We start from the raw sequence: 24,750 nt of genomic DNA, 5'->3' as shown, positions 1-24,750 counted from the left end.
CAACTAATTATTATAAAGTTTTTTATATAATTGAGTTACTTTAACAGCTACCAACTCTGTACTAAAAAACTCTTCAACCCTTTTTCTCCCGTTTTCACCCAATAAATCCAAACTTTGCTGACTTAATTCCATAAATTGAATCATAGATTTTGCTAAATTCTCCTCATTATTTGACTCAACTATATCTCCACAATTACTATCCAAAATAATTTCTGGAGCTCCACCCGAATTTGCTACAATAACAGGTGTTTTCATTGCTAAAGCTTCTATTATTACTCTTCCAAACGGTTCATTATTAGAATAGCTAATAAACAAATCTAAAGATTTCATAACATTAGGTATATCTTTTCTTGCTCCTAAAAACTCTACCTTATCTTCTAACTCCAATTCTATTACTAGCCTTTTCAACTCATCTAAATAACCTTTTTCTTTTGTTAAAATCTCATCTCCCACTATAACTATTTTAAATTTACGAGAAGAATTTTTAATAATTGAAGCCGATTTAATAAGATAGTGGAAACCTTTCCATCTATCTATTCTTCCTACCATACCAATTAAAAATGTATCTTTTGAAATTGATAACTCTGATTTTAAATCACCTTTAATATCCTGTATATTATACAGTTTCAAATCGACCCCATTATATATTAAATTAACTTTCTTGTGTATAGTATTCTTTGAAAACTGATTACTTACTGCATTAGAAATAGTTATAATTTTATCGGATAACCTAGGCAAAATACTTTTAAACAAAACACTCTCATGTATATCACGAACATGCCAAACAGTTTTTTTTCTAGCCAGTTTTCCTCCTATTAATCCATATATAGCGCCTCTATAAGAATTTGTATGAATAATATCAATATGCTCCTGCTTACAAAATCTACGGATATCTCGGATATCTTTTATGAAACCTTTAAAATTTTTAATACTATCTAATTCCATATTAACGACCCTAACTGAAGAGAGGTTTCCCACCATTTTCTGCAACTCAGAGTTAGGAGGTGTTAACAAATATGGTTGCACCATATTATAATCTAATTCTTTCAGAAGATAGTATAAACTATACTCAGCTCCTCCCATAGCTCTAGCATGATCAACAAAAGCAATTTTAATTTTATTCAAATTTATCAGCTCTTTTTCTTTGATAATATATGTAATCCTTAATTACTAAAATAATAAACGATGAATCATTAATTATATACCTTTTAAACATCCTCTTAGGCTCTTGAAATAATCTATACACCCATTCCAGGCCATATTTTTGATAAAACATAGGTGCACGCTTTACATTACCAGCCATAAAATCTATAGTAGCCCCAACACCTATATTAATGTTCGTATTCAATACATCCTTATATTTTGAAATCCAAAATTCTTGTTTTGGTGCACCTAACGCTACTAATAAGACATTTGCACCACTATTATTTATTTTTTTTATAATTTGTATAGATTTTTCTTCTTCATTTATTTCTTCCCTTTTAGGGCTATAAGAGCCAACTATTTCTACATTGGGATACAGGTCTCTCATCTTTTCTGTCGCTAGCTCACCAACACCCTCTGCTGCCCCTAAAAGAAACATCTTAAAATTATTTTCTCTAGAAGTCTCACACATTTTATAGGCTAAATCTACACCAGTTACCCTTTCCGGCAATTCCTTTTTAAGAATTTTTGAATACCAGACAATAGGCATTCCATCTGCAATTACAATTTCCGCATTTTTTAGTATCTCTGCAAATTTATAATCCTTACTAGCTATGACTATATGATCAACATTAGCAGTATGTAAATGAATCTTTTTATTATCCCTTACAACTTCGCCTAAATGGTGAGTTAAATCCTTCAGGTTAATCTTCGCAAAATCCACATTAAACATTTTTTCCGTTTTCATTAATTACTCCCCTGAATAATTTCTATTATATTATTTGCATGTTGCCTCCAGCTAAATTTTTGAGAATGTTCTATTCCTCTCTGAGATAATCTTTTTTGCAGATTATTATTACTGACTATCCTAAAAATCACCTCTGATATATTTTGAATATCATTAGGATTAAAATATTCACATGCATCTCCACCAACTTCTGGTAATGACGCTTGATTTGATGTAGCAACAGGCACCCCTACAGACATAGCTTCTAGTAAAGGTAAACCAAAACCCTCATATAAAGATGGAAATACAAAAACCTTTGCTCCTTTTAAAAGAAATGGCAAATATTCCTCTTCCACATAACCCGTAAAAACCACTTTTTTTGCTATTTTTTCCGGAATAATAAAATCACTATTCCACCCTTTTCTACCCACTATAACTAACTTGCCTTTGTAATTAAATTCATGCACTAATTTCTCAAATGCATAAAATAATGATTGTAAATTCTTCCTCGGCTCTAATGTTCCAATTGCAATTATATAATCCCTCTCTATACCATATTCCCTCAAAATTCGGTCTTCTTTCTCAAGTTTTAAATTTTTTTGAAATGAAGGGGATACACCAAGATAATTAACAAAAATTTTATCTGATGGAACTTTTAAAGCCTTACAGATTTCTTTCTTAGAAAACTCAGATACAGTTATAATATTTTTTAGGTTTTTATTTTTTACAGCTTTTTCTATTAAAGGTTTATAGTAAAAACGCATTCCCTTTGAGATGGTTTCTGATTTTACCCAGGCTACTGCATCATGAATTATTATCGTAAAAGGAAATTGTTGAATAGCTGGAAAACCCAATGTTGTATAATATACATGTTCTGGTCTTATAGCATTTAAAATTTTAGGCATCCAAATTTGGTCTGTAAGAATTCGATTTGTAAAAGGCGATTCATGTACTTGTACTCCTCGGAAATCTATTTCCGTCTTAAGATTCTTAAGAACTTTCAAACCACCTTTAGCGCATAATATAATAAATTCATTCTGTTCCCTTAGCGCCTTGTTACTAAGAAAGTTTTCTAAAGTTTGAATTGCAACTCTCTCGATCCCTGTGATTTTTTTTTCACTTCTAATAATTGTTAAATCAACAGCAATTTTCATATATATTCTATCCTTTACTAAATACTAGTAAGCATCATTAGGCTTAAACATGATTTTAATAGTTTTTAAAATTATTAAACAATCGTACTTCAAACTCCTATTTTGTATATATTGCAAGTCCAGCTCTACCATTTCTTTAAATCCTAAATTATTTCTTCCACTCACTTGCCAAATCCCTGTACATCCTGGTGTTACCAATAACCTCTGCTTATCATAGTTTGTATATTCTTCTACTTCACGTAATAAAGGTGGCCTTGGTCCTACAAGACTCATATCACCCTTCAACACATTGATTAATTGCGGCAATTCATCAATGCTTGTTTTACGTATAAATTTACCTATCCTTGTAATCCTTGGATCTTCTTTAATTTTAAACATGGCACCAGAAGCCTCGTTATATTTTAATAATTCATTTAGCTTCTCTTCTGCATCCGTCACCATAGAGCGGAATTTATACATATGGAACTTATCGCCGTCTTTCCCGACACGAATTTGTTTGAAAAATACAGATCCTTTCGGGTCTTCATATTTAATTAACGCTGCTACAATAAGTAAAACAGGAGATAATAAAATTAAACCAATTATTGCTCCAATAAAATCCATGCAACGTTTAGCTACCAAATACCCTTTACGAGCATTTACTTTTTCCTTATTAATTTCTAGCTTTTCTTTTTCCCCTAACTCTTCACTTGATATTCTTACCAAGGTCAAAACGCTTCCACCTCACTTTATACATATACATTTTCTTTTTTCACAAGTTCATTCATATAATCTATCAATTCTTTTTTTAGTTCTTCATGCTGAAGTGCCATCTCAATCGTCGTCTTAATAAATCCAAATTTCTCTCCAACATCATAACGAGTCCCTTCAAAATCATATGCGAACACACGTTGAATTTCATTTAATCGTTGAATTGCATCTGTTAACTGAATCTCTCCACCAGCACCTGTTTGTTGATCTTCAAGGAACATAAAGATTTCTGGTGTTAATACATAACGTCCCATAATTGCTAAATTTGATGGGGCTGTACCTTCTGCTGGTTTCTCCACAAATTGACGTACTTGATAACGACGATCGTTTTGTTCCACTGGATCGATAATACCGTAACGATGTGTTTCATTTTCTGGCACTGTTTGTACACCGATAACTGACGATTGTGTTTCTTCGTATTGATCCATTAATTGACGTAAACATGGTGTTTCTGCTTGTACAATATCATCACCAAGTAATACCGCGAATGGTTCATTTCCAATAAATTTACGTGCACACCATACTGCGTGTCCAAGTCCTTTCGGCTCTTTTTGTCTTATGTAATGAATATTAATCTTTGACGAAGCTTGTACTTTTTCAAGTATTTCATGCTTTCCTTTTTCTAAAAGGTTTTGTTCTAATTCAAAGGAATGATCAAAATGATCTTCAATCGCACGTTTTCCTTTTCCAGTAACAATAATAATATCTTCAATTCCTGATTCTATCGCTTCTTCTACTATGTATTGAATTGTCGGTTTATCGACGATTGGTAACATTTCTTTCGGCATCGCTTTCGTTGCTGGTAAAAATCTCGTCCCAAGACCAGCTGCTGGGATAATTGCTTTTCTTACTTTTGTCAATTTCAGTCCCCCGTATCTATTTATTTATATGTAACAATAACAAAAACCCTACCTATAGAGTCATTCTTATAACTCCATAGGTAGAGTTTCTATTAGAAATAAATTATGGGCATCTAACCCACCCTCACGTCACACTCCCGACGACAAGCGTCTAAGGTAGGTTCGAAATAAAAATTTCTACCCACAGTACAACCGAGTGCCTCCGTTGATAACGGTTAGGAGACATCACCAGTCCTTTATTTAAAAAATACCGAACAATTTTTTACGACGAATTTGTTCTGGATCTTCTTTATAAATTGCTTTCCCGCTAATTATTAAATATGGATTCTCCCTTAAATCATTCATAACACTTGCGCCGAATTCTTTCTCAATTAATTCATAGCTTTCTGCTAGATAAAATCCTCTTGATGTTGTATTATGCGCATCTGATGCGATCATATGGGTTAAATTATGCTCGACAAGTTGTAGCGAAAACTTTTTGATTTTTTTACCAAACTTACCTAGTAAACTACCTGCAGTTACTTGTGTTAATGCACCTTTATTGACAAGGTTATATAACTTATCTGGCCTCTCGATTAACTCGGCATTACGTTCGGGATGAACGATAATTGGAATCATTCCTTTTACACGTAGTTCATAAAATAGTTGTTCTGCATAACGAGGTACATGATTAGATGGAAATTCAATGAATATGTATTTGTTTGTTTCATTTAAAGTAACGATTTTATCAGCTTCATAGTCTTCTAATATGTCACCATATAGCCTGACCTCTTGCCCCGGTAAAATGGTAAGTGGAATATTATGTTGTTGCAGTTCATCATTTAGTTGTTTTACTTGATGAATAATTGAGGTACGTTCATTTATATATTTTCCATTTTGATGGTGTGGTGTTGCAACAATTGTATGAATACCTTCCTCTATTGCCTTTTGCGCCATCACTAAACTATCTGTTACTGTCTGTGCACCGTCATCGATACCAGGTAAAATGTGACAATGTAAATCTATCATTTGTTTCATCCTCCCTTTCACATATAAATCTTTTTTCCCTTGAATATGAGACATCTCATATTCAAGGGAAAAAAGGAGATATGTTCTTCTCATATCTCACTCTTTCAATTAATTTGCACCGTAGTAATAATATAAGCTTTGTTCACGTTCACGATCATTCAGAACAACGCCTAACAGTTTACCTTTCGCTGATTCTAATAAACCTTTTGCTTTTACTGCAGCTTCTTTTTCTGTCGATTCACTACGAACGACAAGAATAGAAGCATCACATACATTTGCCATAATTTGCGCATCTGTAACAGCTAAAATTGGCGGTAAATCAAAAATGACTAAATCGTACATACTGTATGCTTGTGCAAGAAGCTCTTGCATCGACTTCGAACCTAACAATTCTGCTGGATTGGGTGGAATTGGACCACAAGCTAAAAAGTGCAGATTATCAACTGATGTCGTTTGTACACATTTCTCTAAACGTTCACTATGTGTTAATACGTTCGTCAATCCGAAAATATTATCGACTTGAAACATTTGATGCATCGCTGGTTTACGCATATCTGCATCAATTAATAATACTTTCTTTCCTTGTTGGGCAAACACGACCGCCATATTCGACGTTGTCGTTGTTTTTCCTTCACTTGGGTTTGCAGATGTTACCATTAACGAATGTAGATTTGTATCAACAGCTGCAAATTCAATATTCGTTCGAATATTACGATATTGTTCTGAAATTGGTGATTTCGGTTGTTGATGAGCAATTAATTGACGACGTTGACGATGATTTTTTTTCTTTTTAAATAAATTAAGAGCCAATTGTTTGTCCCCTCACTTTTCTTGATGATGGAGCGTGTGATTTCACGTTCATTGTTTCTTCATCCATACGAGCTACAATACCTAACACTGGTAAGCCAAGTAAGTTTTCTACATCTTCTTCTTTTTTCACTGTGTTATCTAAGTATTCTAGTAAGAATGCTAGACCAACTGAAGCCATTAAACCAACAACAAAGGTAATTACTATATTTAACATTGGGCGTGGTTTAATTGGAGATTGATTTTCTGCAACTTCTGCTTTAGATAGTACTGTTACGTTATCTACACTCATAATTTTTGCAACTTCACCTTTAAACACTTCTGCAGTTGCATTGGCAATATCACGCGCTACTTTCGGATCTTTATCCTCAGCTGTTACAGAAATGACTTGTGAATCTTTTTCATTCGCAACATTAATCTTCTCTGTTAAAGCTTGTGGTGTCATTTTTAAATTTAATTTTTCATTCACTTGATCTAAGATTACTGGACTTTTAATAATAACCTTATATGTATTTGTTAATTGAATATTCGTTTGAACTTCACCAGCTTGAATCATTGCCCCTTCTTGCTTCTTCTGGTTCACAAGAATTTGCGTAGAAGATTGATAGATTGGTGTCATGAAGAAGAAGCTAATGATAGCACTTACTATAGCGGCACCAAAGGCGATTACGAGGATCATCGCTAAACGTTTTTTTAAAATATGAAATAACTCTTTCAAACTAATTGTTTCTTCCATAAGTTCCTCCAACTTTCTAAAATTTGCACATAAGAAAAATTATAACATATAAATCTTACATTTTTTATTTTGAATATTTTAGTTCTACATTTATTGACATCAAGCAAATATAATCTTACAAAATAATCTTAAATATGACAACACATTCCAACGAATTTCCAAAATTTCTATTGTATCATTTTTTTCATATAATGCAATAAGGAATTTTATAAAAATTCAAAAAAAGCTGATAAAAACATTTATCAGCTTTCTCATTTACTATTCTATACATTATTTCCTAATAATATCCATATTGTTCTTTTTCTTCTCTTTTATCATTTAAGACGACACCAAGTAATTTACCGGACGCTTTGTCTAATATTTGCTTCGCTTTTACAATTTTATCTTTTTCTGTTTTTTCACTGCGTACGACAAGTACGATTCCATCGCATTTGTTCGCTAGTATTTGTGCATCGGTAACCGCAAGAACCGGTGGTGTGTCGATTAGAATAATATCAAACATGTTATATGCTTCTAGTAATGTCTCGTCCATTATTCGGCTACCTAATAGTTCAGCTGGGTTTGGCGGGATTGGACCTGCCGCCATTAAGTATACATTCTCTATATCTGTTTTTTGAATACATTGCATCAGTTTCGCTTGTCCTGATAATAGGTTCGTTAATCCATTTGAATTGTGAATGGCAAATAAGTTTTGAATCGTTGGCTTACGCAAGTCAGCTCCAATTAATAAGACTTTCTTTCCTTGTTGTCCTAAAACAACTGCTAAGTTTGCGATTGTCGTTGTTTTTCCGTCGCCTGGATCTGCCGAGGTAACAATAATAGAACGAACATGACTATCTACAGATGTAAATTCAATGTTTGTACGAATGTTACGATATTGTTCTGCAACACGTGATTTAGGCTCTTTATGCGTAATTAATTGTCGTAATGGTTTTCTTTTCTTTCTCCCGAACATATTAATAGTCTCCTTTTGTGAAATGCGACATTTCTCCTTTTTCTCTCTCTATGCTCGATTTCATACGTCTAATTAATATTTTGTATCACTGATTTCCCTACATCTCATCTTAATCAATATCATTCTACTTTGTCTTATATGAACGCCTTTACAATATGACAATGACTTTACTTCTTTTCTGCCTTTATCATTTATCCTAATTTTCGTATAAATAATAAAGTAATTATATGGCAATTATCTTCCATACACAAGTAATTTTCTGACTAGTTCGCATTTTAACAATTACACCGATGTATAGTGGAAATAAAAAATCTCCTTGCATTTTCACAAGGAGATTTTTTATTTCTGTTATTCTTTTTTATCACCAATCGCAAATGTAATTTCAGCTTCACATGCGACTTCACCATCTACTGTTGCGATTGCTTTTCCTTTTCCGATTGGACCACGTACACGTGTCATTTCTACTTCTAGACGAAGTTGATCACCTGGACGTACTTGTTTTTTGAAACGACAATTGTCGATACCAGCGAAGAAAGCAAGTCTTCCACGGTTTTCTTCTTTCTTTAATACCGCAACTGCGCCGACTTGTGCTAATGCTTCTACAATAAGTACACCGGGCATAACTGCATAGTCAGGAAAGTGCCCGTTAAAGAATTCTTCGTTTGCGGATACATTTTTAATTCCAACCGCTCTTTTTCCTTCATCTACTTCTAATATTTTATCAACAAGTAAAAATGGATAGCGGTGAGGAATGATTTCTTTAATTTGTTCTATATTTAGCATATAACAATCGCCCCTTTTGTAATATTGGTCTTACCACTTGGACATATTGTTTATTATCCCATTTTGTTTATTGTTTGTCATTATAAAGTGAAACTTTAATATCTTTTCAGCTTTATATGTAAAAAAATGCACACACTCTATTCTCTTAAAATAGTTGCATATTTCAGCAACTGACACGGAGGTAGAAAAGAGTGTATGCCCAAATTAGGGAAAGGCAATATGTACTGAAACATGATTTGCCTTAATGTCGTATTCGACTCATTATATTATAAACGTTTTCAAATAAGGAAATATTAAATTTAACCATATATATGAATATTTTACCTATTTCCTTCGTTTTTCTTTATTTTTCTTCTATTTTCTCAATAAATCAAAATAAAATAAAAAAATGAAAGAATAAAAAAACAAAAAAAGAACTTCGGTTAACACCTTAGTTCTTCTCATTTTTCCTACTATTTGCGAGCTAATAATAAGTGGGGGATACCCCCACTTATTAAAGTTTCACTTTATCGTAAAGCACGCTTTGGTAATTTATCGATATTCTCTAACATAATACCTGTACCAACCGCAACACATTGCATTGGGTTTTCAGCAATTAATACTGGTACTTTTAGTTCTTCTGCTAGAAGCATGTCGATACCGTGTAGTAAAGCTCCACCGCCTGTTAGAATAACACCGCGGTCGATAATGTCCGCAGATAGTTCTGGTGGCGTGCGCTCTAGTACGCCTTTTGCAGCTTGTACAATGATAGCCGCGTCTTCTTTTAGTGCTTCTGTAATTTCTTCAGAGCATACTGTAATTGTACGTGGTAAGCCCGTTACCATGTCACGTCCGCGAATTTCAAGCTCTTCGCTACGTGCACCTGGGAATACTGTACCAACTTTAATTTTAATATTTTCTGAAGTACGTTCTCCAATTAATAGCTTATACTTACGTTTAACGTAGTTTAAGATCTCCATATCAAACTTATCGCCAGCCATTTTGATAGAGGAAGAGGTAACAATATCACCCATAGATAGTACAGCAATATCTGTTGTACCTCCACCAATATCAACAACCATGTTACCGCTTGGTTGGAAGATTTCCATACCAGCACCAACTGCGGCTACTTTTGGTTCTTCTTCTAAAAATACTGTTTTACCACCTGAACGTTCAGCAGCCTCACGAATTGCTTTTTGTTCTACTGATGTGATATTTGTTGGACAACAAATTAAAATGCGAGGTTTTGAAAAGAAGCTCTTCACGTCCAATTTGTTAATGAAATACTTTAACATTGCTTCTGTAATTTCGAAATCTGCGATTACACCATCTTTAAGCGGACGAATTGCTACAATATTACCAGGTGTACGTCCCACCATACTTCTTGCTTCTTCACCTACTGCTAATACTTTACCTGTGTTACGATCAATTGCCACAACAGATGGCTCATTTAATACAATACCTTTGCCTTTAACATGAATTAATACATTAGCCGTACCTAGGTCAATTCCGATATCTCGCGCAAACATTCCCGTCATTTCCTCCTCGATATTCAAAATCAGGTTACACCCGAATTCTTTTACACCTAATTTCTGATTTTATCATAAATTTAACAGAAACGTAATATTCGCAAAAAGAATTCTTCTGAAAAATATTACCGAATTGAAACGGAATGTTTGCGATCGCATATTTATTGACGGACCGGCTTTTCTACATCTTCTTTTCTATACTTTTGTTTTGTTGCTTCTCCGCCTCTTAAATGACGAATAGACTTATGATAATCAAGAATTTCTTTCACTTCATTTGCGAGCTCTGGATTAATTTCTGGTAGACGTTCCGTTAAATCTTTATGGACTGTACTCTTTGATACCCCAAATTCCTTTGCAATGACACGCACTGTCTTTCTTGTCTCCACGATATACTTACCAATCTTGATAGTTCTCTCTTTGATGTAATCGTGCACACCACTCGCCTCCCTAAATTGGATGTGAGAAGTGTGAAATGAGCCTCGCTGCATACGACTAAGAAGTAAGTGTGAGTGCTGTTTGTAAGCGTTAAACATTCTTGGATTTATAATGAAATGATTCACGATTTCTCACCTCAAACACTCTCTTTGCTTTGGTTTATACCATTGTATTGCCCGCACTACTGATATATGCTACATGTTCACTATTTTTGCGGACTAAGTTAAGAAAAATTACGTTTTTTTGTGAGAAATACGTTAACAGTGACTATTTTGGCGAAAAAAATGACACCTTGTATATAAGGTGTCATTCTTCTCGTTCCAACTCTTCTTCTAACAATTGATGGTGGGGAACCTCTTTCTTACCGGCAATATAATAATATAAAGTGAATAAAACAAACAATAAAATAATAGCAGTCGACAGAACAAATAAAATTGACACAGTATCCCCTCCTGTTTGTAATATATATTCGAGAATCTCGTCATATTTCCTTGTTATTGCAACTTTTTTCTCGAAATTGAGTATTTTTATATAAAGTGAAACTTTAATCAGTGGGCGCCATTTCCCACTGATTATTAGCCTTCACCAATCGGGCTTTTACGGGCAGTTGACCCCAGGCCTAACTTCTTAGCTTTCACTGAATTTTGAAGTAGGGGTCTTACTGCCCGTTAATGCGGGGTAAAAGTAAAAAAATCAGCTCTCTAGTGAGAACTGATTTTTTCACTTTCTTATTCTTGTGAAGAAGAACTGTTAGATGATTCTGTAGAACCATTTGTTGATTTTTCTTCTTTCTTCGGTTCTTCTTTTTTGTCACTAGTCGAACCGCTTGTTGATTTTTCTTCTTTCTTCGGCTCTTCTTTTTTGTCACTAGTCGAACCGCTTGTTGATTTTTCTTCTTTTTGAGACTTATCTTCTGTTTTACTTTCTGGTTTCGTGCTTGTTGACTTCTCTTCTTTTTGAGATTTTTCATCAGCCTTTTTACCAGAAGCATTCGTTGCTTTTGCAGCACCCGCATCAGCTTTAATTTCTGCTACTGACTTATTTAAGTAGCGCTCAGGGTTCACAGCCACGTTGTCTTTACGTACTTCAAAGTGAACGTGAGAACCTGCTTCTTTATTCATTGCACTTAGACCGGATTTTCCTAATACTTCACCTTGTGCAACTCGTGCACCTTTTTCTACTTTCACACTGCCTAAGCTTTGATAAGAAACTGCTACACCATTTCCGCTATCAACTGTTACAACATAACCAAGAAGTGAATCTTTTTCAGCTTTCGTTACTGTACCACTTAAAGCAGCAGCTACATCGAATTCTTTTCCATTCTTCGCAGCAATGTCGATTCCTTTATTTGGGGAATATGTGTTGTTATAAAAGACAAGTGCTTTTTCTTGTTCCGCCTCAGTTGCTGCATCTTCATAGAATTTCTTCTGTACGACTACTTCCGCATTAGCGGCAGCTGGCATTTTCACTACTTCTGAAGATTTCGTTACTGGTACTGCTGGATCTTCCGATTGTGTATACGGTGTTGCTTGATCTTGGTTCGGAGTCTTCTTTGGATTAGCCCCCTGGAACCATAGCGCAACCATTAAAATTACCGCTGCACAAGCAATGTACAGTGCTGGAAACACCCATCTTTTTTGAAATAAATGTACTACCTTTTGCGACTTTTTATTATTTCTTCCTCGCATTCCATCATCACCTCAGCAATCATTTTGAACAATATTCACGTATCCTATACAACCTATAACTAATTACTTTTCGACAAAATCTGTAAAAATATGTATAAGAATTGTAAAATTTCCGAGGAAATGATAGAAAAAATAAAAAACTGAGCACTTTCGGCTCAGTTTTTAGTCCAATTGTTTCTTTTTATATACGATTAAACATGCAATAAGTGAAATAACGAGCCACACTCCAACATTTAGCATATGCCCACTAATACTACTAAACCCAGCACCCTCCACTAAGCTTTTAATCGCTTTTTCAAGATGAGATGTTGGAAGATAACTAATCATCGTCTTAATTACTTTATTTTCAACCATTGGCTCAAATTGTACAGCTAAATACATCGTCATTAATATTGGCATTCCAATTAGTGATGTTTGCGGGACAGACTCAGCTAATAATCCAATCACTGTTCCAATTAAAATGAATAGAATTGTTCCACATAAGAAAATAAATGCTAGCAATAAGAGATTGCCACTTAATTGATCTAAGATGAATAAGTTTACAATGGAAATACCTAACGTTAAACATGCTGTTAATATACTTTTCCCAAGAAGAACTTCAACAGAAGAAGCTGGTGATAGCATTAACACACGTAACGTATGTTTTTCTTTCTCTTCTGCAATTACCATTGATTGAACAAACCCTGCTACAAATAGAAAGGACATTAAAGTAATAATGCCAACTCCTGCCTGTCCTTCTCCAAATCGGCTAAATATAAATGCAAATATAATTGGTAAAGATGCCATTAACAAAACTTGTGAATTTGTCTTAAAATCCTGTACTTCTTTTCTAAAAATAGCTGATACACGTCTCATTGAAAATGTCATTATAATCCCCTCCCAGTAACTTCAATAAAGATATCGCCTAACGTTGGCTCATAAGAATGAATGGATAATAGTTCTCCTTTTTTCATCCACTCTGAAATACGTTTTGCACCTAATTCATCTTTTTGTACCGTTTCTTTCTTCTTATCCTTTAACACGACTTGTATTTGATCTTTCGCGTATTGTAAGCGAAGGTTCTCCGGTGTATCAAGCGCTACAATTTCTCCGCCACACAGAAAGGCAATGCGGTTACAAAGCGTTTCTGCTTCATCCATGTTGTGCGTCGTTAAGAAGATCGTCGTTCCTTCTTTATTTAAGTCTTTTAAGATTTTATGAATGTTTTGTACGTTAACTGGATCGAGTGCAGATGTTGGTTCATCTAAGAAGAGAATATCTGGTTTATGAAGGATTGCTCTAGCTAATGTAACGCGCTGCTTCATTCCTTTTGATAGTTTCTTTACTAATGTTTTCTTATCATCTAATAAGTTCACTTGCGCTAACACTTCATCAATCCGCTCTTTTTTGCAATCGTATAAGTCACAAAATAATAGTAAGTTATCATAAATGCTAAGTCTTTCGTATAAGCCGCTATTGTCTGTTAAAATACCAATTCGTTTATAGTCGATGCTGCTTGGTCCGGTAATATCTTTACCTAGTACCCTCACTGTTCCAACGCTATGCAGCAATTGAGAAGTTAAAATCTTTACTGTTGTTGTTTTTCCAGATCCACTCGGCCCGAGGAATCCAAAAATTTCTCCTTGCTTCACTTCAATATTTACATTTCGAAGTGCCGTTTTTTCGTTGAAACTTTTCATTACATCTTTCATTTCAATTGCCAATGTCATCTCGTCATCCCCTTTGTTTTTTCTTTTATAGATGAAAGTCGCTTTAGCGCTTTTCGTTTGTTTGTTTCGCTTTTCTTGACTCAATCATATGAAAAACAAAAGGGTTACGCAGTAAAATACCGGTAAAAGGAGTATTTTTACCGGTGAATGAATCGTATTTTAAGCTTATTGGAGCAATTTTTATAGCCCAATCACACCTTTTAATTCATCCATTCGTCCTTTTGAAAGCGGGATTGAACTTTTTCTTTCATCATCCAAAATTAAGCTGAAACTGTTACGAGTCCACGTAATGACTTCTCGTACTCTTTGTAAATTCACAAGGTACGAGCGATGACATCTAAAGAACCCGAACCCTGTTAATCTCGCTTCTAGTTCACTTAATGTTAATGCACATACGAAATCACCTTCGCGCACATGGATATGTGTCACTCCGTTTTGCGTTTCAATAAAATGAATTTCCATCGGATCAAGTAAAATGATTTTATCGTTCACTTTCGCTGGAATTCTTTCAAGTTTCATTTGCGGAATCATTTGAACAACCTTTTCTTCATCCACCTCTTCAATTTCTTCTTGTTCGATTTCTATTTTCTTCACACCATCATTGTTTAATATGTATACATCTTCTGTTAACGAAAGGGCGTCCGATAGAAAGGATGACGTTATAAAAATCGCCTTTCCTTTCTCCTTCATTGCCATAATCGCTTTTCGAATAATAATCGTACTCTCTGTATCTACATTTTGCTCTGGTTCTTCCAAAATAACTAAATCCGGATTGTGAATCATAACACGCCCAATATGAAGACGACGTTTCTCTGAAAATGATAGTTTTTCTATTTTAACGTTTAATTTATCTAAGAGGCCAACATATTGTACGACTTCTTCCGTGCTCATATTTGATTCATAAAGTCCTATTAAGAACTTGAAGTATTCCTTTACCTTCAAACGTTCGTATGCTTCATCTTTCAAAAAACAAAAACCGATGCGGGAATAATTTTTCTTTCCAATCGATTCTCCCTCAAATAGCACGTTGCCAGTTGAAGCTTCTTCCTCACCAATAATGATGCGGTGCAATACTTTAGCTGTATGGTTATTACATTGCAAAACAACGCATTGTCCCTTCTCAACCTTCAGTTCAACTGCCGGTAACTGGTTCGTCTTCCCTAATTGTCTCAACTCCAATAACGCCATTCTGTCTCCCCCAAATACTTTTTATCCTATTATACCAAACAATTAATGGAAGATTTAGATATTTTATGAAGTATCATAAAAAGAAGGCTATCCAAATGAAAGGATAGCCTTCTTCTCTAGTTTTGCTCTACATACGTCTTGAGCTGATCACGCAGCGCTCTCTTTAAGAATTTCCCTACAGATGTTTTCGGAAATTCTGCTTTTAGTAAAGCATACAGATCTTCTCTTTCTACTGCTTGTCCCTCTTTTAGTACAACGCAAGTAAACGGGACGTTTTTCATGCAGCACCGCCACAACAGATGCTTCTAACACTTTATCGTGCGACACTAAAGCATTTTCTAAATCTACGGAAGAAATCCATTCGCCTCCACTTTTAATTCAGTCTTTCGTACGATCAGCAATCTTAATACATCCTTCCGAATCAACCGTGACAATGTCTCCTGTATAGAGCCAACCGTCTTTCATTGATTCTTCTGTACGTTCATCCTTATAATAGCTTCCAGCGATCCATGGGCCCTTTAAACAGAGTTCTGTCACCACTGAACATTGACGATTTTTTTAATATATCTATTAACCTATCCACTAACAAAAGAAAACCGTCCCAATATACCTCTTGGAACGGCCTCTTTTCCCCCTACTTCTTCACCATCAACTTTCCTTCATAATCATTCATCGACTTTATTTCGACACCCTTATAATAATGAGCAACGATATCTGTATATTTCTTACCTTCCGCCGCCATGCCATTTGCTCCGTATTGGCTCATGCCAACGCCGTGACCGAATCCCTTCGTTGTAACGACGATTTTATCCCCTTCTTGTTTCCATGTGAAGTCAGAAGAGCGTAAATCTAACTTTTCACGAACTTGCTTTCCTGTTAATGTTTTCCCTTGAAATGCTACATCTTTTACTCGCTTTCCTTCCGTAAGATCTTTAATATTTCCAACCTTCCCGTCTGCCAACACCTTCACACCGAGACGTTTTTGAAAGTCAGCTACTGTAAAGGTTTGCTCGCTCGTAAATTTTGGAGAGGCTTGATCCCACGGACTATCTACGCTCTTTAAGTACGGATAATCATTTCCCCAATAATCAGCTGCATTTTCTGTCCGGCCATTACTCGTTGAGAAGAAGGATGCTGAGATTGGTTTTCCATCATACGTTAAAACTTGTCCTGCGGTTTTCGAAACAGCTTCTTCGATTTTCTTCAAATTATTTTCGTAGTTATTACCCCATTGTTTCTTCAATTCTTCTTTACTTTTGTACACTTGATCTTTCACCGTATCTGTCACGTCCGCATTGTTTTTCTTTCCTCCGCTTAGCATACGCTGTACCACAAATGTTCTCGCTGCTAATGCCTGCGCCTTTAGCGCCTCTATTTCAAAACTGGCATTCATCTCAGAAGCTACTACACCGGTCACATACTCCTCCATAGGTAATGTATCTACCTTTTTCTGTTTCTCACGATATACAGCAACTTGAACCGCTGTATCCACTTTCCCTGGAGCTGGTATACTTTCTATCGCTGGAGGAGTTTTAGAAGCTGCTTCTTCCCCTACTTTTGCTTTCGCAAACGGAATAACAAGAGCAGCAGGTACAATGATAACGAGCGCTATGAGAAGCGCTACTGTGATAAAAAGTGGCTTTGAAAATTTCATCTTATTTCCCCCAATATCCAAAAGCTTTACTCCATTCATTCTTATGGAACAACTCTTCCTTTTAGAACATACTTAAGGGGGAAGCAGCTAAAACGGAAATTTTCTAAATATTTTTACTGGTACGTGCATAAGTATAGAATTTATTGACTATAACAGTAATAACCCAAAAAAATAGTCCCTACGTCAAAAGACGTAGAGACTATTTCAATTAAGCGTGAAGATCAGAAACTTCTTGTTCTTTCACTTCTTCTACTTTTTCGTTTACACGTTCAATAGTTGCACCTAATGCAGCTAATTTCTTATGGAAATCTACATAACCACGGTCAAGATGCTTTAACTCAGTTACACGAGTGTAACCTTCAGATACTAAACCAGCTAAGATTAATGCAGCAGCAGCACGTAAGTCAGTTGCGCCTACTTCAGCACCTTGTAAGCTGTTTGGACCGTTCATAATAACAGAACGACCTTCGATTTTAATATCAGCATTCATACGACGGAATTCTTCAACGTGCATAAAGCGGTTTTCGAATACCGTTTCTGTAATCATACTTGTTCCATCAGCTTGTAGTAATAATGCCATCATTTGTGATTGCATGTCTGTTGGGAAACCTGGGTGAGGCATAGTTTTAATATCAACCGCTTTTAACTTATCTGGGCCGATAACACGTACACCTTCATTTTCCTCAATAACTTTAACACCCATTTCTTCCATTTTCGCTGTAATTGAGCGTAAATGTTCAGGTACAGCATTTTCAATTAAGATGTCTCCACCAGTAATTGCCGCTGCCACCATGAATGTTCCCGCTTCAATACGGTCAGGAATAATAGAGTGGTTTCCACCATATAATTTATCAACGCCTTCGATACGAATCGTTCCAGTTCCAGCTCCGCGTACTTTCGCTCCCATCGCATTTAAGAAGTTAGCTAAGTCAACAATTTCTGGTTCTTTCGCTGCGTTTTCAAGGATTGTTGTCCCTTTTGCTAATGTAGCTGCAGACATAATGTTTTCTGTCGCGCCCACGCTTGGGAAGTCTAAATAAATTTTAGCTCCTTTTAGTTCTCCCTCAACGTATGCCTCAACAAAACCATTACCAACCTGTACTTTTGCTCCCATTGCTTCGAAGCCTTTTAAATGTTGGTCAATTGGACGTGAACCAATTGCACATCCACCAGGAAGTGCAATACGAGCACGGCCGTTACGTGCAAGTAATGGTCCCATTACTTGAACAGATGCACGCATTTTACGTACATATTCAAATGGTGCTTCAATGTTTAGTTCTTTAGAAGCATCGATTGTTACTTGGTTATTTTCAAATACGACTTCAGCATTTAAATGACGTAATACCTCATTAATTGTGTATACATCAGACAAAACTGGTACTTCAGATAGTACATTCTTTCCATCACTCGCTAATAGGGCTGCAGCGATTATAGGTAATACAGCATTTTTTGCGCCCTCAACACGCACTGTGCCGTTTAACCGCTTTCCGCCACGGACGATGATCTTTTCCAAATTATTCCCCTCCGTGTCCTTTTTTCAGTATCTATTCACTCAATACTCAGAAGTTATGATCGGTGTGCCAACCACAATTGTATCTTTGTTGTCTGTAGAACGTATTGCTATTTGCACATTTATTTTCTCTCTATTTGTTGAAAGAGCGTCATCCCACTTTTTATTGTATGCGGAGACTGACACAAATGCTCTTTCTTCTATCTGTTCGATCGCTCTTGCTGAAAGATCTTTCAAAAACTGATTGGTTTTATTTTGCAAAACACCTTCAATCTTATCATTCAGTACACCTTGAACACAAGTGTAAATTATAGGTTTTTCACTAAAAATTTTATTTGTTTTCTGAATGTACTTCGGGTCCCATTTCGCCCCGCTTACTTCAAAAATAATGAAAGTGTTTTCTTTAGTATTTTCCTTACTCCATGTTACTACTACTCGTTCTTCATAAGAAGAAAACTTTTTATAGGATGTAGCTTTATATCCATCTGGAGATTGCTCTAATTCCCACTTTTGAATATTCGCCTTGTCCTTCACATCGTTTAACAACCTTTGAAACGTATGTATATTAGAAATTGTTTTTGTTTCTCGCGCTAACCATGACCACTTCTCTACTTTAGCATCATTTTTCTCTAAAGTTGCAATCATGCTCTCCATTTTCTGTTCATCGCTGATCGGTTTCATCTCTCTATATCCAACCAAAAATAAAACAACACTTATCATAACAATAAGAATGGCTTTAAGCTTCAATTTCATCCCCTCCTACCCCCATTGTTAACGGAGATATGAGGTTCTATACACTTACTTTACTAAATACGTTAAACTCTTTGAATAGCCTAAATAATCAAGGAAAAAGTTACTTACAGATGTCCCAATTGCAATTGTAATTAGGATGAGTAACACTCGCGTCTGCATCACTTTTCCAGACTTCATTAAACGCTCAATGTGAACACCTTGTAAGGCCCACCACGTAATGGTAATAAACAATAAATGCGAAACAATGGCAATCAGTGCTTGTTGCCCTAAAAGATGTGCCAAAAAATCGACCCCTTTTTACCCAGCTACTACTTACGAAATACTATAAAAACGATACCATGATAAGTAGGAGCCACACTTTTTCAAATACAAATAAACATCTTACATTTCACATCGTAATTTGCTCTCAAAAAACATATACCTACATGCATTTTCAATTGTAATTCACACAAAATAAAAAGCGCAGAGTAACAACTCCACACCTTTTATTTTCACTATTGTACCACGTTCCCTAAGAAGAAGAAATCCTTCATTAATGGAAAATATTCATAAAAGAAATTGTATCCAATCATCGGCATAATCCCTAGTATTACAATCGAGATTGCACAAAGGCTCATAACAACCTTTATATTCAATGGCAAACGAATTTTCTCTTCCACTTCTCCCGTCCGGAAAAACATTTGCTGTAGAATACGGAAATAATATACGAATGAGATGACTGTAGTCCCCATCATAATAGAAGCTAGTACGTAATGAGCTGGCTCTACATGCAGTGCACCTAAAAAGATGTTAATTTTCCCGATGAAACCAGCTGTTCCTGGTATCCCGGCCAACGATAAAATAAAAATCGTCATTACTATCGCTGTAAATGGCGACCTTTTATATAATCCAGTGAAAATGGTGATATTTTCTTTGTCGCTTTGTAAGATTAAGCCGTGGATAATCGCAAATGCGCCTATATTCATAAGCATATACGCAAGCATGTAAAACCACATGCTATCCATCGCAAATGGCGATAATGCGACAAGCGGAACGAGTAAATACCCCGCATGTGCGATTCCCGAATAGGCAAATAGGCGTTTTACGTTATATTGCTTTAACGCTACTACGTTTCCAATAATCATCGTAATACTCGCTAGTACTGCAATGTATATGCTCATACGTCCGTATAAAGATTGCATGTCTCCTTGCACCGATACACTTGCAAAAACCATGAGAAACAGACGAATAATGAGTAAGAATCCAGCAATTTTAGAAATCGTCCCGAGAAAAGCAGTAACAGGTGTAGCCGCTCCCTCATACACATCTGGTGCCCACATATGAAACGGCACTGTCGCAATTTTAAACGAGAGTCCAACGAGTAATAGTAGAAATGCGAGAGCTAACAATAACTGAATACCACCAGCAAGCTCCCCTGCGAATACTTTTTGCATGTCCACGATATTAGTTGATCCTGTAATACCGTATAAATAACTCATTCCAAAGAGCGTAATTGCCGTGCCAATACCTCCATTAATGACATATTTCATGGCCGCCTCGTTTGACGCACGGTTCCTTTTTCGTATTCCTACTAAAATATATGAAGAAAGTGAAAGCAATTCTAAACCGACGAAAAGTGTAATGAAGTCAACACTAGAAGCCATAAACATAGCCCCAAGAAGTGCCATTAAAAATAAGTAATAATATTCTCCCTTATCTTCAATTGGATTCTTCTTATCATCGCTCATGGCGGTGCATAAGATGAGGGCCGCTCCGCCTAATAACAACGTTTTAAACCCTTTTGAAAACCCATCTAACACAAACGATCCATTTAGAATATCTCCTGTCGGTTCATCGTATAGCGTGATTAACGACACGATTGCTAATATGACGGCTGCGATTGCACTAAGCGCTACATATCTATGATTCAACTTAAAAAACAAATCACATATGGAAAGAAGGATGGCAGCTCCGAGAATAATGAATTCTGGCACCATGAGATGCCATGATAAGCTAAGTAACGTATTCATATCCATCCTACTTCACCCCCAATGTTTTCAATGTATTTTGAAGCGGATCCCCTAGTATTTCTGGCATTACTCCAATTGCAATAATGCAGAAGATAAGTAGCAATATAGGCACATACTCCCAACCGTGTATATCAGCTTTCGCCTCCCACTCTTTCTTACCAAATGTTACTTGAAGTGTCGCTCTCAATACGTATACAGCGGTTAAAATGATGCCAAGTACACCGACTGCAGCAATGACTGGCTCCCCTTGGAATAAACCGAGAAAAGCAAGAAACTCGCTAACAAATCCAGACATTCCTGGCAATCCAAGCGATGCCATTCCTCCCGCTAAGAAGAAGCCGCTAAGTACCGGGACACTTTTTGCGAGTCCGCCAAGCGCTGTAATGTCCGAAGTTCCAAAGCGCTGTTCTATAACGCCAAGTAAGAAAAAGAGTAAGGCTGCAATTAAACCGTGAGACACAACTTGGAATAGTGCCCCTTGTGTACCTGGTGCATTTAACGCCGCAAGGCCCATTAATACGATGCCCATATGCGAAATACTAGAGTAAGCAAGTACCTTCCGGAAGTCCGTTTGGATGAGCGCTAAGAAGGCTCCGTACAATAAATTAATGACTCCTAAAATCGCAATAAGCGTTGCAAACTCGCGAAAGTATTCCGGGAATAGCCCCTTTCCGAAACGAATCATACCGTATGCCCCAATCTTCAGTAAAACGCCCGCATGAAGCATAACTACAGCCGGATGCGCTTCAACATGCACATTGACCATCCAGCGATGTAGCGGGAAAACGGGTAGTTTAATCGCAAAGGCAATCATTATGGCAAGAAACAAACCGAACTGTAAGCTGCTTGAGACAGCCATTCCTCCCCCAGCACCTACACTCGTTAATATTTCTTTAAGCTCTGTAATATTTGTTGTACCTGTTTTTGCAAATAAAACTGAGAAAACGATGAGTAAAATAGCGGAGCCAATACCGTTATATATTAAATAACTATAAGCAGCCTTTTCACTCGACAATTTCCCCCACTTCCCAATTAATAAAAACATTGGAGGCAACGTAATTTCAAAGAAGATAAAGAACAACATTAAATTTTGAGCAGCGAAGACGCCGAGCATCCCTATTTCTAACATGAGTAGCAGCATATAAAAGGCTTTCAAGTTTCTTTTAATAGTAAATGCCGCAATTGCTGCAAGCATCGCTAGAAGGGCTGTCAGCACCATCATAACGAGCGATAAACCATCAATGCCGAGCTCGTAATAAATGGAAAACCATCTTTTATCCACCGCTGCAAGATCCCCAAATTTAATCCATTTCACTTTTTCATCAAATAGCGATAAACTTTTTCCAGAAGCGTATGTACAAGCGAGAACGATAGCGATTCCAAATGGAAGCGCCGTTCCAAATAAACCAAGCGCTCGCACAGTACGCGATTCTTTTTTTGGCGTTAATACAAGTAAGAGAATTCCTAAAAGCGGGGAAAAAATGAAGAACGTTAATAACAAATCATTCATCGTAAATCCCCTCCCGTATAGAGCAAAATAATGACGAGTACTGCAAGCGAAACAGCTGTTACAGTGCCGTACACTTGTACATTTCCGTTTTGGAGTCTAGAACCGAGTCCGCTTAGCCCTTTAATTAGACTCCCTATTAAAACGGCAATTCCTTCGACTACATACACCTCAAATAAGCGAAGCACATGGGCGATTCCCTTCGTAATAGGGAGCACCGTCATATTGTATAGTTCATCCACATAATATTTTTCTTTCAAAAGGTTATAAAGAGGTGTTCCATCGCCACCAGCCCAATCTCTAGAAATAGATTTCTTGCCATATATGAAATATGCGAGAGCGATTCCTGCAAATGAAACGATAGTCGCTACGATCATAATCCAAACTGGTCCGTGTGCCTCTCGCACTTTAAATGCTACATCTTTCGTAAGCCAATCCCCGAGGAATGTCCCAAACCATGGTGTATTCATATAACCCGCCACTACGGCGAGAATGCCAAGGACGATCATCGGATACGTCATAACGCGGGGCGATTCATGCACATCTTCCTTTGTCTTTACTTCCCCAGTAAAGACAAGGAAGTAGAGCCGGAACATGTAGAATGCTGTTAAGAACGCTGCAATTACTGCTAATATGAATAAAACGTAATTGCCATTCATCCAAGTCGCCGCTAAAATTTCATCTTTACTAAAGAAACCCGAAAGGAGCGGAACCCCGCTAATTGCAAGTGTACCGATTAAAAATAGTGCACCCGTTACTTTCATCTTCTTCTGTAAACCGCCCATTTTATTAATGTCTTGCGTATGCACTGCATGAATGACACTTCCTGCCGCCAAAAATAGTAGCGCTTTAAAAAAAGCGTGTGTCGTTAAATGGAAAACACCAGCTACATAACCAGCAGACCCTAACGCAAGCATCATATACCCGAGCTGACTAACTGTAGAATAAGCAAGCACTCTCTTTATGTCCGTTTGTACAAGACCGATAGAAGCCGCAAAGATCGCAGTGAAAGCTCCAACGATTGCCACCGTCTGCATCGCCACTGCACTTGCTGAAAATAGTGGAAACATCGTCGCCACTAAATATACGCCAGCTGCGACCATCGTCGCTGCATGAATAAGTGCCGAAACAGGCGTCGGCCCCTCCATTGCATCTGGTAACCACGTATGAAGCGGGAACTGACCTGACTTCCCCATCGCCCCGATAAAAATTAATATCGCCGTTATTGTAATCATCGTAGGGGTAAGATCCCCCGTATGAATCGCCCTAAATATTGCGTCATATTCAAAACTACCTGCATGCCAGAAAATTAAGATCATCCCAATAAATAAACCGATATCTCCAATACGAGTCATAATAAAAGCCTTTTTCGCAGCAGCCTTCGCTTCTTCTTTAAAGAAATAAAAACCGATGAGTAAAAATGAACCAAGGCCGACTAACTCCCAAAATATATAAAGCTGTAATAAATTCGGTGATATAACGAGCCCAAGCATTGCAAATGTGAAGAGCCCTAAATAGGCATAAAAGGTTGGTAATCTTTCATCACCTTTCATATAACCTTTCGAATACACATGTACAAGTAAACTCACAAGTGTAACGATAAACAGCATTAAAGCCCCTAATGCAGTCACTTCAAAGCCAAATGATATATCAATATCTCCCGTTCTAAGCCATACCCACTTATGCTTCAATCCTACTTTCGAAAACCGTTCTACTAATACAAGTACCGCAAATATAAAGGAGAGAAAGACGAGGAAAATACTAAGTACACTGCTTCCTTCTCTAATTTTCTTCCCGAATATAAGTAATAAAAAAAACGAAACAAGCGGGAAAAGCGGTATGAGCCATGCATAATCGATCATTGTT

Annotated in this window: 24 protein-coding genes and 1 pseudogene; all 25 read right to left on the bottom strand. The window is 36.5% G+C overall.

The window, feature by feature from the left end:
- Positions 1-3 precede the first annotated feature (3 nt).
- The 25 genes and pseudogenes from CER22_RS04475 to nuoL all read right to left on the bottom strand — a co-directional run bounded on the left by CER22_RS04475 (position 4) and on the right by nuoL (position 24,746).
- Positions 4-1,125 (bottom strand): glycosyltransferase family 4 protein, encoded by a 1,122-nt coding sequence (locus CER22_RS04475; protein ID WP_088608251.1) that lies wholly within the window; start codon positions 1,123-1,125, stop codon positions 4-6.
- Entirely contained in the window at positions 1,118-1,891 is a 774-nt protein-coding gene (locus CER22_RS04470) for a WecB/TagA/CpsF family glycosyltransferase (RefSeq protein ID WP_088608250.1), read from the bottom strand. Before CER22_RS04470 ends, CER22_RS04475 begins: the two co-directional genes overlap by 8 nt.
- Positions 1,891-3,024, bottom strand: coding sequence for a glycosyltransferase family 4 protein (locus CER22_RS04465; RefSeq protein ID WP_088608249.1), 1,134 nt, complete (start codon positions 3,022-3,024; stop codon positions 1,891-1,893). The genes CER22_RS04470 and CER22_RS04465 overlap by 1 nt, the downstream gene beginning before the upstream one ends.
- A 24-nt stretch (positions 3,025-3,048) precedes the next feature.
- On the bottom strand, positions 3,049-3,735 hold the full coding sequence (locus CER22_RS04460; protein WP_088608248.1) for a sugar transferase: 687 nt from the start codon (positions 3,733-3,735) through the stop codon (positions 3,049-3,051).
- A 17-nt stretch (positions 3,736-3,752) separates the two neighbouring features.
- Positions 3,753-4,634 carry a UTP--glucose-1-phosphate uridylyltransferase BpsC gene (gene bpsC, locus CER22_RS04455; protein WP_088608247.1) on the bottom strand — a complete coding sequence of 294 codons (882 nt, stop codon included), beginning with the start codon at positions 4,632-4,634 and terminating at the stop codon, positions 3,753-3,755.
- Positions 4,635-4,874: 240 nt separating this feature from the next.
- Positions 4,875-5,642 (bottom strand): tyrosine-protein phosphatase, encoded by a 768-nt coding sequence (locus CER22_RS04450; protein ID WP_088608336.1) that lies wholly within the window; start codon positions 5,640-5,642, stop codon positions 4,875-4,877.
- Between the two features lie 108 nt (positions 5,643-5,750).
- Positions 5,751-6,452 (bottom strand): CpsD/CapB family tyrosine-protein kinase, encoded by a 702-nt coding sequence (locus CER22_RS04445; protein ID WP_088608246.1) that lies wholly within the window; start codon positions 6,450-6,452, stop codon positions 5,751-5,753.
- Positions 6,442-7,185 (bottom strand): YveK family protein, encoded by a 744-nt coding sequence (locus CER22_RS04440; protein WP_088608245.1) that lies wholly within the window; start codon positions 7,183-7,185, stop codon positions 6,442-6,444. Before CER22_RS04440 ends, CER22_RS04445 begins: the two co-directional genes overlap by 11 nt.
- A 277-nt stretch (positions 7,186-7,462) precedes the next feature.
- Positions 7,463-8,140, bottom strand: coding sequence for a CpsD/CapB family tyrosine-protein kinase (locus tag CER22_RS04435; RefSeq protein WP_088608244.1), 678 nt, complete (start codon positions 8,138-8,140; stop codon positions 7,463-7,465).
- A gap of 348 nt (positions 8,141-8,488) precedes the next feature.
- Positions 8,489-8,923 (bottom strand): 3-hydroxyacyl-ACP dehydratase FabZ, encoded by a 435-nt coding sequence (fabZ, locus tag CER22_RS04430; RefSeq protein WP_000931959.1) that lies wholly within the window; start codon positions 8,921-8,923, stop codon positions 8,489-8,491.
- Between the two features lie 506 nt (positions 8,924-9,429).
- On the bottom strand, positions 9,430-10,431 hold the full coding sequence (locus tag CER22_RS04425; RefSeq protein ID WP_000457990.1) for a rod shape-determining protein: 1,002 nt from the start codon (positions 10,429-10,431) through the stop codon (positions 9,430-9,432).
- A gap of 161 nt (positions 10,432-10,592) precedes the next feature.
- The gene (gene spoIIID, locus CER22_RS04420) at positions 10,593-10,865 is read right to left on the bottom strand and encodes a sporulation transcriptional regulator SpoIIID (protein WP_000544012.1); all 273 of its coding nucleotides are present in this window, start codon (positions 10,863-10,865) and stop codon (positions 10,593-10,595) included.
- 307 nt (positions 10,866-11,172) lie between these two features.
- Positions 11,173-11,307 (bottom strand): ABC transporter ATP-binding protein, encoded by a 135-nt coding sequence (locus CER22_RS04415; protein WP_087985966.1) that lies wholly within the window; start codon positions 11,305-11,307, stop codon positions 11,173-11,175.
- A 287-nt stretch (positions 11,308-11,594) separates the two neighbouring features.
- Positions 11,595-12,554, bottom strand: a complete 960-nt coding sequence (locus tag CER22_RS04405; protein WP_088608243.1) for a M23 family metallopeptidase — start codon at positions 12,552-12,554, stop codon at positions 11,595-11,597.
- A 162-nt stretch (positions 12,555-12,716) separates the two neighbouring features.
- Positions 12,717-13,421 carry an ABC transporter permease gene (locus CER22_RS04400; RefSeq protein WP_000144456.1) on the bottom strand — a complete coding sequence of 235 codons (705 nt, stop codon included), beginning with the start codon at positions 13,419-13,421 and terminating at the stop codon, positions 12,717-12,719.
- Positions 13,421-14,263 (bottom strand): ABC transporter ATP-binding protein, encoded by an 843-nt coding sequence (locus CER22_RS04395; RefSeq protein WP_000170848.1) that lies wholly within the window; start codon positions 14,261-14,263, stop codon positions 13,421-13,423. Before CER22_RS04395 ends, CER22_RS04400 begins: the two co-directional genes overlap by 1 nt.
- A gap of 180 nt (positions 14,264-14,443) precedes the next feature.
- Positions 14,444-15,451 (bottom strand): LytTR family transcriptional regulator DNA-binding domain-containing protein, encoded by a 1,008-nt coding sequence (locus CER22_RS04390; RefSeq protein WP_088608242.1) that lies wholly within the window; start codon positions 15,449-15,451, stop codon positions 14,444-14,446.
- 116 nt (positions 15,452-15,567) lie between these two features.
- Positions 15,568-15,982: pseudogene (locus CER22_RS32415) on the bottom strand (AMP-binding enzyme); the annotation flags it as partial.
- Positions 15,983-16,085: 103 nt separating this feature from the next.
- Positions 16,086-17,105, bottom strand: coding sequence for a stage II sporulation protein D (gene spoIID, locus CER22_RS04375; protein ID WP_088064859.1), 1,020 nt, complete (start codon positions 17,103-17,105; stop codon positions 16,086-16,088).
- Positions 17,106-17,313: 208 nt separating this feature from the next.
- The gene (murA, locus tag CER22_RS04370; protein ID WP_000411269.1) at positions 17,314-18,618 is read right to left on the bottom strand and encodes a UDP-N-acetylglucosamine 1-carboxyvinyltransferase; all 1,305 of its coding nucleotides are present in this window, start codon (positions 18,616-18,618) and stop codon (positions 17,314-17,316) included.
- Positions 18,619-18,657: 39 nt separating this feature from the next.
- Positions 18,658-19,362 carry a YwmB family TATA-box binding protein gene (locus CER22_RS04365; RefSeq protein ID WP_371399543.1) on the bottom strand — a complete coding sequence of 235 codons (705 nt, stop codon included), beginning with the start codon at positions 19,360-19,362 and terminating at the stop codon, positions 18,658-18,660.
- Positions 19,363-19,413: 51 nt separating this feature from the next.
- On the bottom strand, positions 19,414-19,650 hold the full coding sequence (locus CER22_RS04360; RefSeq protein ID WP_000940744.1) for a DUF1146 family protein: 237 nt from the start codon (positions 19,648-19,650) through the stop codon (positions 19,414-19,416).
- A gap of 212 nt (positions 19,651-19,862) precedes the next feature.
- On the bottom strand, positions 19,863-21,377 hold the full coding sequence (gene nuoN, locus CER22_RS04355; protein WP_141555619.1) for an NADH-quinone oxidoreductase subunit NuoN: 1,515 nt from the start codon (positions 21,375-21,377) through the stop codon (positions 19,863-19,865).
- Positions 21,378-21,384: 7 nt separating this feature from the next.
- Entirely contained in the window at positions 21,385-22,887 is a 1,503-nt protein-coding gene (locus CER22_RS04350; protein ID WP_088608240.1) for an NADH-quinone oxidoreductase subunit M, read from the bottom strand.
- A complete protein-coding gene (nuoL, locus tag CER22_RS04345; RefSeq protein WP_088608239.1) occupies positions 22,884-24,746 on the bottom strand; it encodes an NADH-quinone oxidoreductase subunit L in 1,863 nt (620 codons plus the stop codon). Before nuoL ends, CER22_RS04350 begins: the two co-directional genes overlap by 4 nt.
- Positions 24,747-24,750: the final 4 nt, after the last annotated feature.

Origin of the sequence: Bacillus sp. K2I17, assembly GCF_002209985.1 — a bacterium.
Taxonomy (GTDB): Bacteria; Bacillota; Bacilli; order Bacillales; family Bacillaceae_G; genus Bacillus_A; species Bacillus_A wiedmannii.
Note: the sequence above shows the minus strand (reverse complement) of the source record. Positions and strands in the feature narration are given on the sequence as shown.

Bases quoted from the DNA above. Each gene is read 5' to 3' on its own strand.
- CER22_RS04440 (WP_088608245.1), bottom strand. From the start codon at position 7,185: ATGGAAGAAACAATTAGTTTGAAAGAGTTATTTCATATTTTAAAAAAA.
- CER22_RS04390 (WP_088608242.1), bottom strand. From the start codon at position 15,451: ATGGCGTTATTGGAGTTGAGACAATTAGGGAAGACGAACCAGTTACCG.
- CER22_RS04470 (WP_088608250.1), bottom strand. From the start codon at position 1,891: ATGAAAACGGAAAAAATGTTTAATGTGGATTTTGCGAAGATTAACCTG.
- CER22_RS04435 (WP_088608244.1), bottom strand. From the start codon at position 8,140: ATGTTCGGGAGAAAGAAAAGAAAACCATTACGACAATTAATTACGCAT.
- CER22_RS04350 (WP_088608240.1), bottom strand. From the start codon at position 22,887: ATGAATGATTTGTTATTAACGTTCTTCATTTTTTCCCCGCTTTTAGGA.
- CER22_RS04400 (WP_000144456.1), bottom strand. From the start codon at position 13,421: ATGACATTTTCAATGAGACGTGTATCAGCTATTTTTAGAAAAGAAGTA.
- nuoN (WP_141555619.1), bottom strand. From the start codon at position 21,377: ATGAATACGTTACTTAGCTTATCATGGCATCTCATGGTGCCAGAATTC.
- CER22_RS04450 (WP_088608336.1), bottom strand. From the start codon at position 5,642: ATGATAGATTTACATTGTCACATTTTACCTGGTATCGATGACGGTGCA.
- CER22_RS04425 (WP_000457990.1), bottom strand. From the start codon at position 10,431: ATGTTTGCGCGAGATATCGGAATTGACCTAGGTACGGCTAATGTATTA.
- CER22_RS04395 (WP_000170848.1), bottom strand. From the start codon at position 14,263: ATGACATTGGCAATTGAAATGAAAGATGTAATGAAAAGTTTCAACGAA.
- CER22_RS04405 (WP_088608243.1), bottom strand. From the start codon at position 12,554: ATGCGAGGAAGAAATAATAAAAAGTCGCAAAAGGTAGTACATTTATTT.
- fabZ (WP_000931959.1), bottom strand. From the start codon at position 8,923: ATGCTAAATATAGAACAAATTAAAGAAATCATTCCTCACCGCTATCCA.
- spoIID (WP_088064859.1), bottom strand. From the start codon at position 17,105: ATGAAATTTTCAAAGCCACTTTTTATCACAGTAGCGCTTCTCATAGCG.
- CER22_RS04465 (WP_088608249.1), bottom strand. From the start codon at position 3,024: ATGAAAATTGCTGTTGATTTAACAATTATTAGAAGTGAAAAAAAAATC.
- nuoL (WP_088608239.1), bottom strand. From the start codon at position 24,746: ATGATCGATTATGCATGGCTCATACCGCTTTTCCCGCTTGTTTCGTTT.